15 protein-coding genes are annotated in these 15,255 nt (G+C 41.3%); 7 read left to right on the top strand and 8 right to left on the bottom strand.

The window, feature by feature from the left end; translation table 11 throughout:
- Positions 1-2 precede the first annotated feature (2 nt).
- A complete protein-coding gene (locus ACFSYC_RS16305) occupies positions 3-1,343 on the bottom strand; it encodes a rhodanese-like domain-containing protein (RefSeq protein ID WP_377129737.1) in 1,341 nt (446 codons plus the stop codon).
- Between the two features lie 152 nt (positions 1,344-1,495).
- Positions 1,496-3,541, bottom strand: a complete 2,046-nt coding sequence (locus ACFSYC_RS16300; protein ID WP_377129735.1) for a M13 family metallopeptidase — start codon at positions 3,539-3,541, stop codon at positions 1,496-1,498.
- Positions 3,542-3,793: 252 nt separating this feature from the next.
- Between ACFSYC_RS16300 and ACFSYC_RS16295 the strand changes: the two genes are divergently transcribed.
- Both ACFSYC_RS16295 and ACFSYC_RS16290 read left to right on the top strand, forming a co-directional pair.
- Positions 3,794-6,418 (top strand): valine--tRNA ligase, encoded by a 2,625-nt coding sequence (locus ACFSYC_RS16295; RefSeq protein ID WP_377129733.1) that lies wholly within the window; start codon positions 3,794-3,796, stop codon positions 6,416-6,418.
- A gap of 114 nt (positions 6,419-6,532) precedes the next feature.
- Positions 6,533-8,380, top strand: coding sequence for an ATP-binding protein (locus tag ACFSYC_RS16290; protein WP_377129731.1), 1,848 nt, complete (start codon positions 6,533-6,535; stop codon positions 8,378-8,380).
- Here the strand turns inward: ACFSYC_RS16290 and ACFSYC_RS16285 are convergent.
- Positions 8,346-8,798: a type I restriction enzyme HsdR N-terminal domain-containing protein gene (locus tag ACFSYC_RS16285; protein WP_377129729.1), complete on the bottom strand. Its 453-nt coding sequence runs from the start codon at positions 8,796-8,798 to the stop codon at positions 8,346-8,348. The two genes, ACFSYC_RS16290 and ACFSYC_RS16285, sit on opposite strands and share 35 nt — an antisense overlap.
- Positions 8,799-8,890: 92 nt before the next feature.
- On the opposite strand from ACFSYC_RS16285, the gene holA reads away from it, so the two are divergent.
- Positions 8,891-9,913 (top strand): DNA polymerase III subunit delta, encoded by a 1,023-nt coding sequence (gene holA / locus ACFSYC_RS16280; RefSeq protein WP_377129727.1) that lies wholly within the window; start codon positions 8,891-8,893, stop codon positions 9,911-9,913.
- Positions 9,914-9,929: 16 nt separating this feature from the next.
- Here holA and ACFSYC_RS16275 read toward each other — a convergent pair whose 3' ends face one another.
- Entirely contained in the window at positions 9,930-10,592 is a 663-nt protein-coding gene (locus tag ACFSYC_RS16275) for an SGNH/GDSL hydrolase family protein (RefSeq protein WP_377129725.1), read from the bottom strand.
- 439 nt (positions 10,593-11,031) lie between these two features.
- Between ACFSYC_RS16275 and ACFSYC_RS16270 the strand changes: the two genes are divergently transcribed.
- Positions 11,032-11,157: a hypothetical protein gene (locus ACFSYC_RS16270; RefSeq protein ID WP_377129723.1), complete on the top strand. Its 126-nt coding sequence runs from the start codon at positions 11,032-11,034 to the stop codon at positions 11,155-11,157.
- A 162-nt stretch (positions 11,158-11,319) separates the two neighbouring features.
- Here the strand turns inward: ACFSYC_RS16270 and ACFSYC_RS16265 are convergent, their stop codons facing one another.
- Entirely contained in the window at positions 11,320-11,706 is a 387-nt protein-coding gene (locus tag ACFSYC_RS16265; RefSeq protein WP_377129721.1) for a hypothetical protein, read from the bottom strand.
- 107 nt (positions 11,707-11,813) lie between these two features.
- On the opposite strand from ACFSYC_RS16265, the gene ACFSYC_RS16260 reads away from it, so the two are divergent.
- Positions 11,814-12,218 carry an EVE domain-containing protein gene (locus ACFSYC_RS16260; RefSeq protein ID WP_377129719.1) on the top strand — a complete coding sequence of 135 codons (405 nt, stop codon included), beginning with the start codon at positions 11,814-11,816 and terminating at the stop codon, positions 12,216-12,218.
- 15 nt (positions 12,219-12,233) lie between these two features.
- Here the strand turns inward: ACFSYC_RS16260 and ACFSYC_RS16255 are convergent, their stop codons facing one another.
- Entirely contained in the window at positions 12,234-12,575 is a 342-nt protein-coding gene (locus ACFSYC_RS16255; protein ID WP_377129717.1) for an adenosylhomocysteinase, read from the bottom strand.
- A gap of 53 nt (positions 12,576-12,628) precedes the next feature.
- A complete protein-coding gene (locus ACFSYC_RS16250; protein ID WP_377129715.1) occupies positions 12,629-13,150 on the bottom strand; it encodes an acyl-CoA thioesterase in 522 nt (173 codons plus the stop codon).
- Between the two features lie 218 nt (positions 13,151-13,368).
- Here ACFSYC_RS16250 and ACFSYC_RS16245 point away from each other — a divergent pair, with 218 nt between their 5' ends.
- The gene (locus tag ACFSYC_RS16245; protein ID WP_377129713.1) at positions 13,369-13,944 is read left to right on the top strand and encodes a YceI family protein; all 576 of its coding nucleotides are present in this window, start codon (positions 13,369-13,371) and stop codon (positions 13,942-13,944) included.
- Between the two features lie 90 nt (positions 13,945-14,034).
- Here the strand turns inward: ACFSYC_RS16245 and ACFSYC_RS16240 are convergent, their stop codons facing one another.
- Positions 14,035-14,514 carry a DUF2147 domain-containing protein gene (locus ACFSYC_RS16240; RefSeq protein WP_377129711.1) on the bottom strand — a complete coding sequence of 160 codons (480 nt, stop codon included), beginning with the start codon at positions 14,512-14,514 and terminating at the stop codon, positions 14,035-14,037.
- Between the two features lie 97 nt (positions 14,515-14,611).
- On the opposite strand from ACFSYC_RS16240, the gene ACFSYC_RS16235 reads away from it, so the two are divergent.
- Positions 14,612-15,145: a hypothetical protein gene (locus ACFSYC_RS16235; protein ID WP_377129709.1), complete on the top strand. Its 534-nt coding sequence runs from the start codon at positions 14,612-14,614 to the stop codon at positions 15,143-15,145.
- Positions 15,146-15,255 lie beyond the last annotated feature (110 nt).

Below are 15,255 nucleotides of genomic sequence, written 5' to 3'. Positions count from 1 at the left end.
GGTTAATGATTGTTTTGAGTCATAAAACCTGAAATGGCTTCACCCAAATCATAAACCGGGGTTGAGCTTATCCTCCCGGCAATCATGCTGGCAGCGGCGGCCGACCGATAACCTGCCGCGCAATGTACCACAATAGGTTTACCTGTCGGGATTTCGTGCAAACGGTTACGCAACTCTGGTAGCGGTATAGTTAAAGCATCTTTAAAGATTTTTCCTGCGGTAATCTCATTACTATTGCGGACATCTATAACCGTGTATTTTTGTGGCGATGTTTTAAGGTCGTCAACGTTTAATATCGGCGATGATTCATCGCCGCCTAATGCGATTAACGCTGCTTTAATATTTTGCTCGTAACCTATTTTAGCCGCTTTTTCAATAACGTCGGTCAGCTCGTCTTCTTTAGCGGCAAGCAGGTAAAATTTTTCAAAAGGTTCTATAATCGAGCCTAACCAGGTTTCAAACTTATCGCCATTTTGCAGGTTGATGGCACCTTTGATGTGGCCTGTACTAAACTGGTCAGCAGGGCGGGTATCTACTATAACTTTTCCGCGTTGTAATTCCTGTAGGCTTCTGTCCACGGTATCAACACTTGTTTGAAAAATGGGCGCTCCTTTTTGATTCAGGTCTACATCAAAACCAAAGTAGTGTGGTACAAATGGTTGGTCGGCAAGTAGCATTTTTACAAATTCATTTTCATGGTGGATCTTTAAAGCATAGTTCTCCTTCAATTCGCGACCAATAGTGCTGCATAGGTCCGGGCTGATAGTTTTTCCGCAAAGCGATCCGGGGCCATGAGCCGGATAAACGATAACATGATGCGGCAACAGCATTAATTTATCGTGCAACGAATGGTAAAGCTGGTGCGCCAGTTCTTCTTTCTTAGCAATGATATTGCCTGCATGTTCACGCAGATCAGGGCGACCCACATCCCCAACAAATAAAGTATCGCCGGTAAAAATGCTGCAATCTCTACCTTGTTCGTCTGTCAGCAAAACGCTGATAGAGTCAGGCGAATGCCCCGGCGTGTTAATGGCCGTCAGCTTTACGTCGGCCAGATGAATAATATCTCCGTCGTCAAAAGTTTGATGAGCATAAGCGGCGCCAACCAATCTGCTGCAATATATCGTTGCCCCGGTGGTTTGGTTTATTTCCAGGTGCGAGCTTACAAAATCAGCATGCGGATGCGTTTCGATCACCCCAATTAAATCAGCTTCATGCAGCGTCGCAAAATCATAATAAGGTTGCGGGTTACGCGAAGGATCAATAACGATCATTTTGTTGTCGCGTATTACAGCATAAGATGCATGGGCCAAACCCTTGTCGTAAAATTGGTGAATAATCATCGGCGATAAAGATAGGTAAGCGCCCTTTAAATTCTCCTTGTTGGGAAGACTTTTATAATTACCCTTAAATAACAAGCCCCGAATGTTCGGGGCTTGTTATTTAAATGATAAATCCTTAAATTTTTAATCCTATAGATCTTGCTTCAAACAGTTTACCAAACCCTAATTCTATCCTCGGGCTTTTTATAAAGTTTATCCCCAGGTTTGACGTCAAAGGCTTCGTACCATGCATCCATGTTTACGGCAGCACCATAAGCACGGTACCGGCCCGGCGAGTGTGGATCTACCACCACTAGCTGCGCTGCAGTTTCCGGGCGGGCAGAGCCCCTCCATACCTGCGCAAACGATAAGAAGAAACGCTGATCCGGCGTCAATCCATCAATCTTTGTTTTTGATTGGCCTTGTTTTGTTTTCTTAAATGCTTCGTATGCTACCGCGACACCGCCGAGGTCGGCAAGGTTTTCGCCCAATGTAAGCTTGCCATTTACGTGCAGGGTGTCGTTAACCGTGTAGCCATTGTATTGCTCTACCACTTTATCGGCGCGCGCTTTAAATTTGTCCGCATCGTCTTTGGTCCACCAATCATGCAGTGAGCCGTCAAAGTCGTATTGTCGGCCTTGGTCATCAAAGCCATGGGTCATTTCATGGCCTATTACCGCGCCTATGCCGCCATAGTTTACAGCATCATCCGCATTAAAATCAAAGAAGGGGTACTGCAATATACCAGCCGGGAAAGTGATCTCGTTTTTGTTAGGGCTATAGCTGGCATTTACAGTCGGTGGTGTCATACCGAAACGGGTCCTGTCAACCGGTTTGCCAAGCTGCGCCATGTTGAAGTTGTAACGCCATTGCGCTATGCGGCGCAGGTTGCCAGCATAGTCGTTACGCTCAATGGTGAGGCCTTTATAAGTTTCCCATTTGTCGGTATAGCCAATCTTAACAGTAAAGGTTGATAGCTTTTTTAAGGCACGGGCCTTGGTCTCGTCGCTCATCCAGTCAAGGCGTTTAATACGGTCGCCCAAAACAACTTTTAGGTTGTTTACCAAGCCAATCATATAAGTTTTAGCAGCTGGTTTAAAGTATTTTTCGGCATATAGTTGGCCAAGCAAATCGCCCATACTACCATCAATTGATGACGACAAACGCTCGTAACGCGGTGTTTGTACTTTTTGTCCACTTAGCACGCTGTTAAAATCAAAAGACGCTATTACATAAGGGGAGCTTAATGAAGGCGCCAATCCTTTTAAAATCCCCCAGCTTAAATATGCCTTCATGTCAGTAACATTGGTTGATCCAACCAAATCGTCGAGAGTTTTAAAGAAGCCCGGGTTGCTTACAATTACGCTGTCTTGACCTGCAGCCTTCATTTCGGGCATTAACTTAACCCAATTAAAATGCGGGGTCTGTTTTTTAAAGTCAACTACTGAAAATTTATTATAAAGCTTATTTGGGTCGCGCATCTCTACACGGCTTAACTGTGCTTTGGCCAATTTGCGTTCAATATCAAAAACTACATCTGCATTTTTTGCTGCAGTAGTAGCATCAGTACCGGTTAAAGTGAATAAGGTAGTAATGTACTGTTTGTACGCCGCTTGAATTTTGGTTGTCCGTGCATCGCTGTTTAAGTAGTAATCACGATCGGGCAGGGTAGTGCCGCCCTGACCAAAGCTTACAATGTTTACCGTTGGATGCTTTGAGTCCTGTCCTACACCGAATCCGAAAAACGGGCTGGCTATGGCATTCGCGCGCTCATAAGTAGCTTCGACAATCACACCGTCTGAACTTTGAATATGGGCAATACGCTCCATGTCTACTTTCATAGGTGCGTAACCTAGTTTCTCAATTGCCAGGCTATCCATACCGCTGGCAAACATATCGCCTACACGTTGTTTTACGCTGCCTTTTGGTTGCCCTGGAGCAGTAGCTTCTTTTAGGATGGCAACTACACGGTCTGTGTTTTCTTGTCCTAAAATCTGGAACGCACCCCAGCGGGTTTGTTTACCGGGTATAGGGTTGTTTTTAACCCAGGCGCCGTTGGCGTACTCAAAAAAGTCATCGCCGGGTTTAACGGCATTGTTCATGTTGGCCGGGTCGATGTATTTTTTTGGTTTTGGGTCATCTTTGCTATCGCTAACAAAGGCACTGGCAGTAAGGCATACGCCCCCCGCCAAAATTAAATGGGCAAATTTTAATTTCATTTTATAAGAATAAAGCGAGTATCAGTTATTGCAGCAATAGTAAACATTTTTTTAACTAATTGTAAATTTTACCCCCGCTGTAATCAAAAACTTACGTACACTGGTTTTTATTGTGCTAGCGGTGGTTTTCAAGTGTCTTAGTCGGGTAAAGTCGAGACAGGTAAAGTTAACTTTCAGGCTGTTATCCGGCAAACCTTTTTCCCGACAATACATGCCCAAACATATAATCCAAAACGTTAAATTTGTACCCTTATGAGTATTGCTAAAACATATTTGCCAAAAGAGGCCGAAGAGAAATGGTACAGTTACTGGTTGCAGAATAATTTTTTCAGGTCTGTACCTGACAATCGCGAACCTTATACTATTGTAATACCACCGCCAAACGTTACCGGTGTACTACACATGGGCCACATGTTAAACAATACCATACAAGACGTGCTGATACGCCGCGCCCGTATGAAAGGCAAAAATGCCTGTTGGGTGCCGGGTACAGATCACGCCAGTATAGCTACCGAAGCTAAAGTCGTTGCCATGCTTAAAGAGCGCGGTATCAGCAAAAAAGACCTTACCCGCCCCGAATTTTTAAACTATGCGTGGGAGTGGAAAGAAAAATACGGCGGGATCATCCTGGAGCAATTGAAAAAACTGGGTGCATCTTGCGATTGGGAACGTACCAAGTTTACTATGGATGATAATTTGTCGGAAGCGGTTATTGATACATTTATACATCTGCATAAAAAGGGGCTTATTTATCGCGGTATCCGCATGGTAAACTGGGACCCGCAAGGCAAAACCGCTGTTAGCGACGAGGAAGTTATCCGCAAAGAAGTTAATCAGAAATTATTCTACATAAAATACTCGATTGCCAGTACCTCAGAGTTTTTAATAATAGCTACTACGCGCCCTGAAACAATTATGGCCGATGCAGCTATCTGTGTTAACCCCAACGATGAGCGTTACACGCATCTGCATGGCAAAACGGTATTTATACCGCTAATTAACCGCGAAATACCGGTTATACTTGATGAATACGTTGAAATGGATTTTGGTACAGGCTGTTTAAAGGTTACTCCGGCGCATGATTTGAATGATTATGAGTTGGGTCAAAAACACAACCTGCAGGTTATTGATATTTTGAACGACGATGGTACGCTGAACGCTAAAGCCGAAATTTTAGTTGGTGAGGACCGTTTTACTGCCCGTAAAAAGATTGCGGCAATGCTGGAAGAGGCCGGCCAGTTAGAAAAGGTTGAAGAATATAAATCACAAGTTGGTTTTAGCGAGCGTACTAACGCGGTTATTGAGCCCAAACTATCTATGCAGTGGTTTTGTAAGATGGAAGATATGGCCAAGCCTGCGCTGGATTATGTGTTGAATGGCGAGATAAAACTGATCCCTGAAAAATTTACCAATACTTATCGCCACTGGATGGAGAACGTAAAGGATTGGTGTATTAGCCGCCAATTATGGTGGGGGCAGCAAATTCCTGCGTACTATTTGCCAAATGGCCAATATGTTATTGCAAAAACGATCGAAGAAGCTTTAGAACATGCAAAAGCAACAGATCCCAACCTGACTCTGGCAGATTTAACGCAGGAAGAAGACGTTGTGGATACCTGGTTCTCATCATGGTTATGGCCTATATCGGTTTTTGACGGGTTTAAAGATCCAAACAATGCGGATATCAACTATTACTATCCAACTAATGATTTGGTTACCGCACCCGAGATATTGTTTTTTTGGGTAGCGCGCATGATCATGGCCAGCCATGAGTTTAGGGGGCAGTTACCTTTTCGTAATGTTTATCTGACAGGCATAGTTAGAGACAAGCTAGGCCGCAAGATGTCAAAATCATTAGGTAATTCTCCTGATCCGCTAGATCTGATTGAGAAATACGGTGCCGACGGCGTGCGTGTCGGTATGCTGCTAAGCTCGCCTGCCGGTAACGATTTAATGTTTGACGAAAGCTACTGCGAGCAGGGCCGGAACTTTTATAATAAATTATGGAACGCTTTCCGCCTGGTAAAAGGCTGGGAGGTTGATACTACCTTGCCAAATCCTAACCAGGTCGCCATTAATTGGTTCGACAGTCGCTTTAATCAGGCAATGGTGGAGATAGAGGATAACTTTGCCCAGTATCGTTTGTCTGAAGCGTTAATGGCGACTTATAAGTTGGTTTGGGATGATTTTTGCGCCTGGTATCTGGAAATGATCAAGCCTACGTATCAACATCCTATTGATATTGATACGTATAACAGTACCATTAAATTTTTCGAGAATATTTTAAAAATCCTACATCCCTTTATGCCCTTTATTACCGAAGAGTTGTGGCATGATGAATTATTTGGCGAACGCGAAACACTGGATTGTTGTATTGTTGCACAACTGCCGACAAACGGGGAATTTAATACTCAATTATTGGCAGATGTGGAGAGCGTGAAGCAAGTAATTACCCAGGTAAGAAACATTCGCAATACCAAACAAATTTCGCCAAAAGAAAGTCTGTCGCTTTCTGTTAAAGCAAATTCAGGGATAAACCATTTGTCGTATAAAGCGATTTTAACTAAGTTGGCTAACCTAAATGAGCTGTTGGTGGTTAACGACAAGTTAAATGGTGCAAGTCATTTCCTGGTGCTTACAGATGAGTTTTACGTGCCTTTGAATGAGGATATCGACATTGACGCTGAAAAAGAAAGGTTAGAAAAAGAGAGGGGGTACCTGCAGGGCTTTTTAAAATCTGTAAATTCTAAGCTCAATAACGAGCGCTTTATGGCTAATGCCAAGCCCGAAGTAATTGACGCTGAGCAGAAAAAGAAAGCCGACGCGGAAGCTAAAATCAGGATCATTGAGGAGGCCCTGGCAGGATTGGCAAACTAATTGCAATAGCTTTACCGTACTATCCCTGATATTTTCAGCCTTATCGGTGTTAAATAAACGCTTATAATGCTAAAAATATTTCATTGTACAGCACTAGTGCTAACAAACCGGAAGATGACCAAAAACGCAGGCTTTTTTAATTTCTCTATTCGCAGGATCCTCTCTGAGAATCTTTCGATACTAGACAGCGCGCGTTTACGATTGTTATATTATGGTCTGGCATTATCGTTTTTTACGCTGTTTTTATTGTTTATTGATGTGTTGTACCAGCAACATACCATTTTATCAATAACAAACGGCCTCATGTTTCTATCGGCAGCAGTATTGTTTAAGTTTTTAACTTATAAGCCCCGCTGGACGTTGATCTCGCATATTATACTCGTTATAGCAACGTTGGCTAATGTTATTGATGTTTTTATTGCTATACAAAATGTTGATGTGGTTACAATTGAAGTATTGATAGCCATAATGCTTTTTAGTTTTTACATGTTAGGGCAAAGAATAGGTATGATCTATTCCTTAGTTAACATTATGCCGGTTTTAATTATGATATTGCTGCAATACAGCAATAACTATGTCATGTCGTTTAAGCCAGAAAAGGTTAACGATACCACTGCAATTGCTGCAATGTTTGCTTGTTTTGCTTTAATTATATTTATACATACTCATTTCCATAACGCGTTTGTACGCAGTATCACGGAGCTTAAAGAAACGAGCGATAAGCAAAGCGGCCTTACTGCAAAATTTGAATCGGCTATGGAAAAGGCTCAAAAATCCTCTGAAGCGAAGTCAGAGTTTTTATCCACAATGTCGCACGAGATCAGGACACCGCTTAATGCCGTAATAGGAATGAGCAACCTGCTGATAACGGGAAATCCACGACCCGACCAGAAAGAAAATCTTGAAGTGTTGAAATTTTCGGCTGGCAACCTCTTATCTATTGTGAATGACGTTCTTGACTTTAACAAGATCGAAGCGGGTAAACTGGTATTTGAAAATACAAAGTTTAACATAGTTGAGCTACTGAACAACATTTGCGGCGGTCAAATGCTAACAGCCCAGGCAAAAGGCTTGAATTTCAGTTTTGATATCGACCCTTGCCTTACCCGCAAGGTATTATTTGGTGACCCTACACGTCTTACTCAAATAATATTTAACCTAATAAGCAATGCCATTAAATTTACAGCTCATGGTAATATATGGGTCAAAGCTACATGTATACAAGATAGGCATAACTTAGTAACCGTTAATTTTGCTGTAAAGGATACGGGAATTGGTATTGAGAAAGATAAGCTGGACCTCATCTTTGAACCTTTTATACAGGAGTCATTGAGCACGACACGGCAATATGGTGGTACGGGTCTGGGATTGGCTATTGTTAAGCGTTTGCTAGAAATACAAGGACTTAAAATAAGGGTGATGAGCCAACCGGGCGTTGGGTCTGAATTTTCTTTCAATATGGAGTTAGCCGTATCTACCGAAGCTTTTGAGCCAGCTAAAAACCAGCCTCTGCAAATTGCCGGAGACGCCGAAAGCTTAAGTTCAATACGCATGCTAATTGCCGAGGACAACCCGGTAAACGTTATGCTGATGAAAAAGCTATTATCAAAATGGAATATTGCGCCAACCATAGCCGAGAATGGCGAGCGTGCTGTCGAGCTTGTACAATATGGTAACTTTGATATTATTTTAATGGACCTGCAAATGCCGGTGATGAACGGCTTTGACGCGGCGATCGAAATTCGCAAAATGGCAGACATTCAAAAATCAAGGATCCCTATCATCGCGCTTACTGCATCGGCTTTGTTTGACATTCGCGAGCGTGTACAAGAGTCTGGTATGGACGATTACGTATCTAAACCGTTTAAGCCAAGCGAGCTGTTTGACAAGATTCAGTCGCTGGTATCAAACAAACCTGGCCAGAGGTTTACATTTTTTGATAATCAGGCAGTTCCTCAATAAACTGGTAATTTTTTCGCTCAAAGTTAATACGACAGTAAAAGTGCTGCAGGCCATTGGTAACTGCTAGTAAGCCAATTTTGTGTACAATATTATAGCGTGCCACCTGGTCAAACACTTTTTGATTAATAGGTACCCCAGGGGCTTTGCACTCTACCATTAAAACTTTATCGCCGGCGGTATTAAAAGCAATTATGTCTGATCTTTTTTGCTTGCCATGCAGTTTATGCCCGCCCTCTAACTTTAATAAACTTTTTGGATAATTTTTGTGGCCGATAAGGTATTGCACAAAATGCTGGCGCACCCATTCTTCGGGAGTAATGATGATGTTACGTTTGCGGATCTCATCAAACAAACTTAAGGCCCCGTTCTCATCGGTTATTTTAAACGGATACGGTGGGAGGTTAAGTGGTTGAAGCATCTATTGAAAGTCAAACGTCAAAAGTAAAAATTAAAAGCATTATTTGTTAACACACCCATTTTTTGACTTTTGAATTTTTACTTTTGATTTCAATGAGTGCTGCTGATATTATTAAAGACTTAAAAAGTCGTAAGTACAAGCCTGTTTACCTTTTACATGGGGAGGAGCCTTATTTTATTGATATGGTAAGCAGTTTTGTAGAGCACAAGCTACTGAGTGATGCAGAGAAAGGCTTTAATCAGACCGTTCTTTATGGCAAGGATACCGATGTGATGACCGTGCTGAATGCGGCCAAGCGTTACCCCATGATGGCCGACTACCAGGTTGTGTTGATTAAAGAAGCGCAAGAAATGAAGTGGGGAACGGAGGGTGATGATAAAAAAAGCATTAACCCCTTGTTAGCTTACCTTGAAAATCCGTTAAACAGCACCATATTGGTATTTTGCTACAAATACGGCAAGTTTGATAAACGAAAAAAAACCTACAAGGCTATTGAGAAGAGCGGCTTGGTATTTGAGTCGGCAAGCTTATATGACAATAAAATACCGGGATGGATAGAGGGATATCTTACCGAACGTAATTACAAAATAGGTTCACAGGCATCAGCAATGCTGTCAGAGTATCTTGGAAATGATCTGTCTAAAATAGCCAACGAGCTTGATAAGTTGATGCTTAACGTAGCCGCCGGGCAGGAAGTGACGCTTAAACATATTCAGGACAATATTGGTATAAGCAAAGAATATAATGTATTCGAGTTGCAGACTGCTTTAGGTAAAAAGGATGTGTTAAAGATAAACCAGATCCTGAACTACTTTGAAGCTAACCCAAAGAATAACCCTATAGTTCTGGTATTGGGTAACCTTAATAACTTTTTTACTAAAGTGCTGGTTTATCACTACGTGCGCGACAAGTCGCAGCAGAACCTGGCGAAAGAGTTAGGCGTGAGTCCGTTTTTTGTGAAGGACTACGAGGCTGCTGCACGTAGCTACCCTTATGGAAAAACCATGCAGATTATTAGCTACTTGCGCCAATATGATCTTAAAAGCAAAGGGGTAGATTCGCTTACCGACCATGGGGGGCTAATGAAAGAATTGATGTTTAAGATTTTACATTAATATTTCTAACAAGCTATCAATTGCTAACAGAACATTTGCAGCTGTTTGTTAACAAAGCATGTTTCGATATGGCGTTAAATATTATAGTATGGCCTGCATTGTTAATATGCACAGCATCGCCATAAGCTACTTCGGGCTTAATAAAGTAATCAGTATCGCTTAATGCGGCCAGAAAATCATTAAAATGGTAACCGTAAACGGCTTTTAGTGTATCGTTTAACGTTGTAATCTGTCTCCTTTGTTCCAAGGTCGTAAAATCCCGTGGTTGTGTGCTAAAAACGATATATTGAATTTTGGAAGAATCAAGTATATGAGTCAATTTACCGAAGTTTTCAACTATTTCCTTATTAGTATAATTATTAGCTACATCGTTGTTTGGCAAGCTGATTATCACCAAAGTTGGTTTGTAAGATAGCGCCTTGGTAATGTTGCGTGCAGTATCCGGCTGTATTTTTTCAGGAGCTGTACATCCCGAAGGTAAAACATGATAAGTAGTAAAGCCGCCATAAGCAAGGTTAACGAAATTCGATTTACTTTTTTTGTTCATAAATACCTCTAGCTTTTTAGCCCATGAAGAATCAGGGCTACTTGCGCCAAATCCTTGTGCGGTCGAAGAACCCAGGATCACAATGGTACTCGTTTCTTTAACACCTATGGGTACTGATGGTGCCGGATCCATGTTAGCAAGTTTTTTACAACCCGTTGCCCCGATAACGCAGCAAGTTAAAAGAATAAGTTTATATGATTTTATAAGCATCGTCGACGTTTTTCGTTTTGTATAATGAATACAACAAGCTGTCCATATCTAATGATATTGTATGGTAATCAGTATTTAAATGACTTGTTTGCATGCTACCGCACTTATTCAAATGCAGTGCCAAAGTGGGTGATTCGAGTGTTTAAATAACACTAAGGCCTAAAACGGCTTGAAAGTATGAAACTTCAATAAAGTAAGACCAATGAAATTTATTTACCTTTGAGATATCAATGGTGTTTGGTACTCTTATCTGATAAACCGGATAAGCATTAGATGAATTAAATGGCGGAGAGACCCAATATATTAGTGATTTGTGGTAAGAACAAACGCCGCAGCCGCACTGCAGAGTACATATTCAAAAATGACGATAGGTTTAATATCCCGTTCGGCGGGCCTTAGCCCTAAAAGTGACCGTAAGATTTCAGAGAACGATTTGAGTTGGGCCAGTCTGGTATTGGTTATGGAAACAGATCACCGGTCGAAATAAAAGATATTTACCGCCAGCTGCAACTACCACCTATGGTGTATTATTCATTGCTGATGAATACGAGTATCTGGATGATGAACTTATCAGAATATTACGCCATAAGATAAACGATATTGAAGCGAAAGATATCTGTGCTGATTTGCTTACCAGACCGGTCTACAATTAACGTGTCGGATCAATCGGTCTGGCAGAAACTACACTATCTACCACAAAAACACTAACGCCGCGCCATGGCAAGGTATGCAGGTATTCTTTATAATGCAGCTCCAGGAAAGCGCCGGCGCTTCTGTTCAACTTATCAGCAACCTTCTCGTCCGTTACCGAAAACATAAACTCATTTGATTGAATACTACCCTGAACAGGGGTACGAATACCCGTTTGTATCAGCCGTCCTTCGTAAGTTTTAAACATATAACCTTTGCGCACAAAGTAATTCATGGTCCCGGCTTTTGTTCCATCGCCAAAAACGAAGTAGTAGCGGTAGTAAACCACGCCGATAACGATCAACACTAAAACTGAAATTATAATAGGTAGTATGCGCTTTCTCATTGTGCTTTGTTTTTTACTTCAACAGCAATGATGTCGTTTTGTTAGTAGCAATAGTTTAATTTCGTCCCCTTTTTAATAGCTTTACCTCACATTTATTGCAACATCATATGAAGTATTGGTTAGTAAAATCTGAACCTTTTAAATACAGCTGGGAAAAATTCAATCAGGACGGCCGCACCTTTTGGGATGGCGTACGCAACTATCAGGCACGCAATAACCTACGCGATATGAAAGAGGGTGACTTGGTGCTATTTTATCATAGTAACGAGGGTAAAGAGGTTGTGGGTATTGCTAAAATTGTTAAAGAATCATATCAAGACCCAACCACGACTGAACCAAACTGGCTAGTCGTTGAGCTATCACCCGTGGAGGCACTGAAAACCCCTGTTACCCTTGCCACCATAAAAGGCGACGAACGGCTTAAAGATATTGGCCTGATACGCCAGGGACGCCTGTCTGTAATAAGCCTTAAGCCTGAAGAGTTTGACCGTATTTTAGAATTAGGAAATTAGACCGTAAGCCGTGGGCTAAAACTTTCCGAAAAAGGACGTAATATCAAAGTAAATGGTTTTGGCATTTCCGTCAGCAGTAGTAAACTGTAACATGTCGTATTGTCTTTTATTATATGAGCCTGACGATTGCCCCTTTCTTGTATAACCCGGATAGTTTTGCTTTAGCCAGTCGTACTCAGCTTTAATGCCCTGCATTTCGCCGGAAGCATTTATTACTATAGCTTTTTCGTATGAAGAGCCGTCAGCCTGGGCCACTACGGTAGTATTTGCTTTAGTGGATTGAGTAACACCTTGTTTTTTTACAGCGCAAGCGCTCAAAACAATCAGGGTGCTATATAATATCAAATGGCGTTTCATGTTAGATGGTTTAGATATCCAGTAAAATTAATATTTCTAAACCAATCAATAAATTATTTCCGCTCGCCAAAAAATAAAGCTTTAAGCTCTGTAGCATCATCGGCTTTCATTTTGCCACCAAGCACTAAGCGTAACTGGCGGCGGTGCAGTGCGCCGTTGTATAATTCGGTTTCGACAATTGTTTCCGGTTTCAGTTCGGGTACCCTAACTTTATTACTTTCGGCATCCAAAGCTACAAAAGTGTAATAAGCTTCATTACTTTTTACAATAGTGGCCGATGGTACGTTTTGCGCCCAAACATCCAGACGCACTTCTACAGATGTATTGAACGCACGGGTTACTTTAGCTTCAATGGTTACCACATCCCCCAGTTTGATAGCGTGTTTGAAGGATACGTTATCAACAGAGGCTGTTACCACAATGCGGTTACAATGTTTTTGTGCCGATATAGCCGCTGCAATGTCCATCCAATGCAATAATCGCCCGCCCATCAAATTGTTCAACGTATTGGTATCGTTAGGTAATACCAACTCGTTCATAATTGTTAACGATTCTTTGGGCAGCTTAAAAGTCATAGTAGCGGTTTTGGTAAATATACCTTAAATGCGCATAATTGTTTCGCGTGATTTTGAGTCGCGGTTTAAATATGGTAGTTTTATATCAGTTACTTGCTAGACCTTAAACCGCGTTCGGCAGAAAAAACATACAAAAGTCAAATTAAATGTTTAAACATTTAATTTGACTTTTGTATCTATATTTGATTCGAATTTAAAACAACAAATCACACAAAACAATGAAGAAGATTTTTTCAATTTTAGCTATAGCATTATTAACTGCTACTGCGTCAATGGCACAATCTACCTGGAAAGTAGACAAAGCACACTCAAAATTAACGTTCACTATCACGCACTTAGCAGTGTCGGATGTTGAAGGCCTATTTAAAGATTTTGACGTTACCATAGTTAACACTAAACCCGATTTTAGCGATGCTAAATTTACCCTGGTGGCTCAAACAGCATCTATCAACACAGAAATTGAAAAGCGCGACGCTCACTTAAAAAGCCCTGACTTTTTCGATGTGGCTAAAAATCCAACCATGAACTTTACCAGCACGGGTATAACTAAAGGTGCAGGTGCTAACCGTTATAAATTGAAAGGTAACTTTACTTTAAATGGTGTTACTAAACCTGTAGTGCTTGATTTATGGTACCGTGGCACTGTTGCAGGCCAGGGTGGCAAAGAAATTGCAGGTTTCCAGGTAACAGGCGAGATAAAACGTTCTGAATTTAACTTTGGTTCAAAATTCAAATCGCCAATGTTGAGCGACGAGGTTCAGATCAAAGCTAATGGCGAATTTGCTAAAAGCTAAATTCAAAGAGCAGATATTCATATTAGTCAAACAAAGAAGGCGATGAATTTATTCATCGCCTTCTTTGTTTGATAAGCAAACCACTAATATTTAGTTAGCCAACCTCTCGCCATTGTAACGCGTAAAAGTTATGGATTTGCTGAGGAATTTTACGCCCCAATACGCAGTCGCTTTAAGTTTGCCGGCTTTGTCAATTTTTACATACGTACTCCAAAGCTTACCAGTGCTACTATCATAAATTTTGCCGTTCTCCCACGTGTTTGATGCTGCGTTATAGGTAAGTTCAGTTAATATGTCAATACCCATTATCTTCCTAGTGCGTAGGGCAGGGTTAGGATTATGTTTGTCTGTCCATTCGCCCATGTCTTTACTTGTATCTTTGTTTTTGAACCAAATGCTTTTGCCCTTAAAAGTGTTTCCGTCGCGATAGATTAGCACTAATAACTCTTTATTGTCTGACAGCCATTTGCCACATACAAGGTTAGCCTTTTGGGTGTCATCGGCAACAACGGGTATAGTCCACAAAAAAAGTAGCAGTAAAATTTTATGCTTTAGCGGTGTATGCTGCATTGTATATTCTGATTCGGTTGCACAAATGATGATTAGTAAGATTATATAACTATTTTTATTGCGGGTTGTTTGTAACGTTCAAACCTAATACTAAAAAATGAAAAAGCTATTACTTGTTGTTTCACTGATGCTGATAACGGGCGCATCCGTATTTGCAGACACTATAACTATTAATCACTTTGTGGTGAAAGAAAATCCTTTTGCCGAGAGTGAGGTTGCTATTGTGGCCACCGACACTGCGGGCAATATCACCGAAAATGTAGTGGGTGTATTTGCTTTTACAGTTAACGGTTTTCAGGAGCAATTACGCTTTGATAAGGGTACTGCCTTTTATCGCCATAAGCTAGAAAAATCAGCTTTTTTTTATGTGAAACATATCAACAATGATGGCACACATTCTATGCTTTACTATATCTACAAGCAAGATGGTAAACTCAAACCCTTCCATATTAGCTGGGCATTATTGGTGATCATCCCGCTGGCACTGGTGCTGCTTGGTTACATGTTTAAGCGTTTTATCATTATTGCCCTTGTTATCTTTTGCATCTTTTTATACTTCAACCATCACAACGGCCTGTCTGTGCCAACTTTCTTTGAGAGTATATTTGATGGCTTGCGAGGGTTATTCTAGATCCGGAGCTGTGCGGATGACTTAATGATAGAATGAGTTACTAGTTGTTAAACCAGCAACGAGCGATACTCGAGTCAGTGATCATCGTGGCATCAGACAACCATCTGCAT

This window comes from Mucilaginibacter antarcticus, from assembly GCF_042686155.1.
Taxonomy (GTDB): Bacteria; Bacteroidota; Bacteroidia; order Sphingobacteriales; family Sphingobacteriaceae; genus Mucilaginibacter; species Mucilaginibacter antarcticus.
Note: the sequence above shows the minus strand (reverse complement) of the source record. Positions and strands in the feature narration are given on the sequence as shown.

What these genes read in the sequence shown, in the direction of transcription:
- ACFSYC_RS16305 (WP_377129737.1), bottom strand. Translation starts at nt 1,343, where the DNA reads ATGATTATTCACCAATTTTACGACAAGGGTTTGGCCCATGCATCTTAT.
- ACFSYC_RS16300 (WP_377129735.1), bottom strand. Translation starts at nt 3,541, where the DNA reads ATGAAATTAAAATTTGCCCATTTAATTTTGGCGGGGGGCGTATGCCTT.
- ACFSYC_RS16295 (WP_377129733.1), top strand. Translation starts at nt 3,794, where the DNA reads ATGAGTATTGCTAAAACATATTTGCCAAAAGAGGCCGAAGAGAAATGG.
- ACFSYC_RS16290 (WP_377129731.1), top strand. Translation starts at nt 6,533, where the DNA reads ATGACCAAAAACGCAGGCTTTTTTAATTTCTCTATTCGCAGGATCCTC.
- ACFSYC_RS16285 (WP_377129729.1), bottom strand. Translation starts at nt 8,798, where the DNA reads ATGCTTCAACCACTTAACCTCCCACCGTATCCGTTTAAAATAACCGAT.
- holA (WP_377129727.1), top strand. Translation starts at nt 8,891, where the DNA reads ATGAGTGCTGCTGATATTATTAAAGACTTAAAAAGTCGTAAGTACAAG.
- ACFSYC_RS16275 (WP_377129725.1), bottom strand. Translation starts at nt 10,592, where the DNA reads ATGGATCCGGCACCATCAGTACCCATAGGTGTTAAAGAAACGAGTACC.
- ACFSYC_RS16270 (WP_377129723.1), top strand. Translation starts at nt 11,032, where the DNA reads ATGACGATAGGTTTAATATCCCGTTCGGCGGGCCTTAGCCCTAAAAGT.
- ACFSYC_RS16265 (WP_377129721.1), bottom strand. Translation starts at nt 11,706, where the DNA reads ATGAGAAAGCGCATACTACCTATTATAATTTCAGTTTTAGTGTTGATC.
- ACFSYC_RS16260 (WP_377129719.1), top strand. Translation starts at nt 11,814, where the DNA reads ATGAAGTATTGGTTAGTAAAATCTGAACCTTTTAAATACAGCTGGGAA.
- ACFSYC_RS16255 (WP_377129717.1), bottom strand. Translation starts at nt 12,575, where the DNA reads ATGAAACGCCATTTGATATTATATAGCACCCTGATTGTTTTGAGCGCT.
- ACFSYC_RS16250 (WP_377129715.1), bottom strand. Translation starts at nt 13,150, where the DNA reads ATGACTTTTAAGCTGCCCAAAGAATCGTTAACAATTATGAACGAGTTG.
- ACFSYC_RS16245 (WP_377129713.1), top strand. Translation starts at nt 13,369, where the DNA reads ATGAAGAAGATTTTTTCAATTTTAGCTATAGCATTATTAACTGCTACT.
- ACFSYC_RS16240 (WP_377129711.1), bottom strand. Translation starts at nt 14,514, where the DNA reads ATGCAGCATACACCGCTAAAGCATAAAATTTTACTGCTACTTTTTTTG.
- ACFSYC_RS16235 (WP_377129709.1), top strand. Translation starts at nt 14,612, where the DNA reads ATGAAAAAGCTATTACTTGTTGTTTCACTGATGCTGATAACGGGCGCA.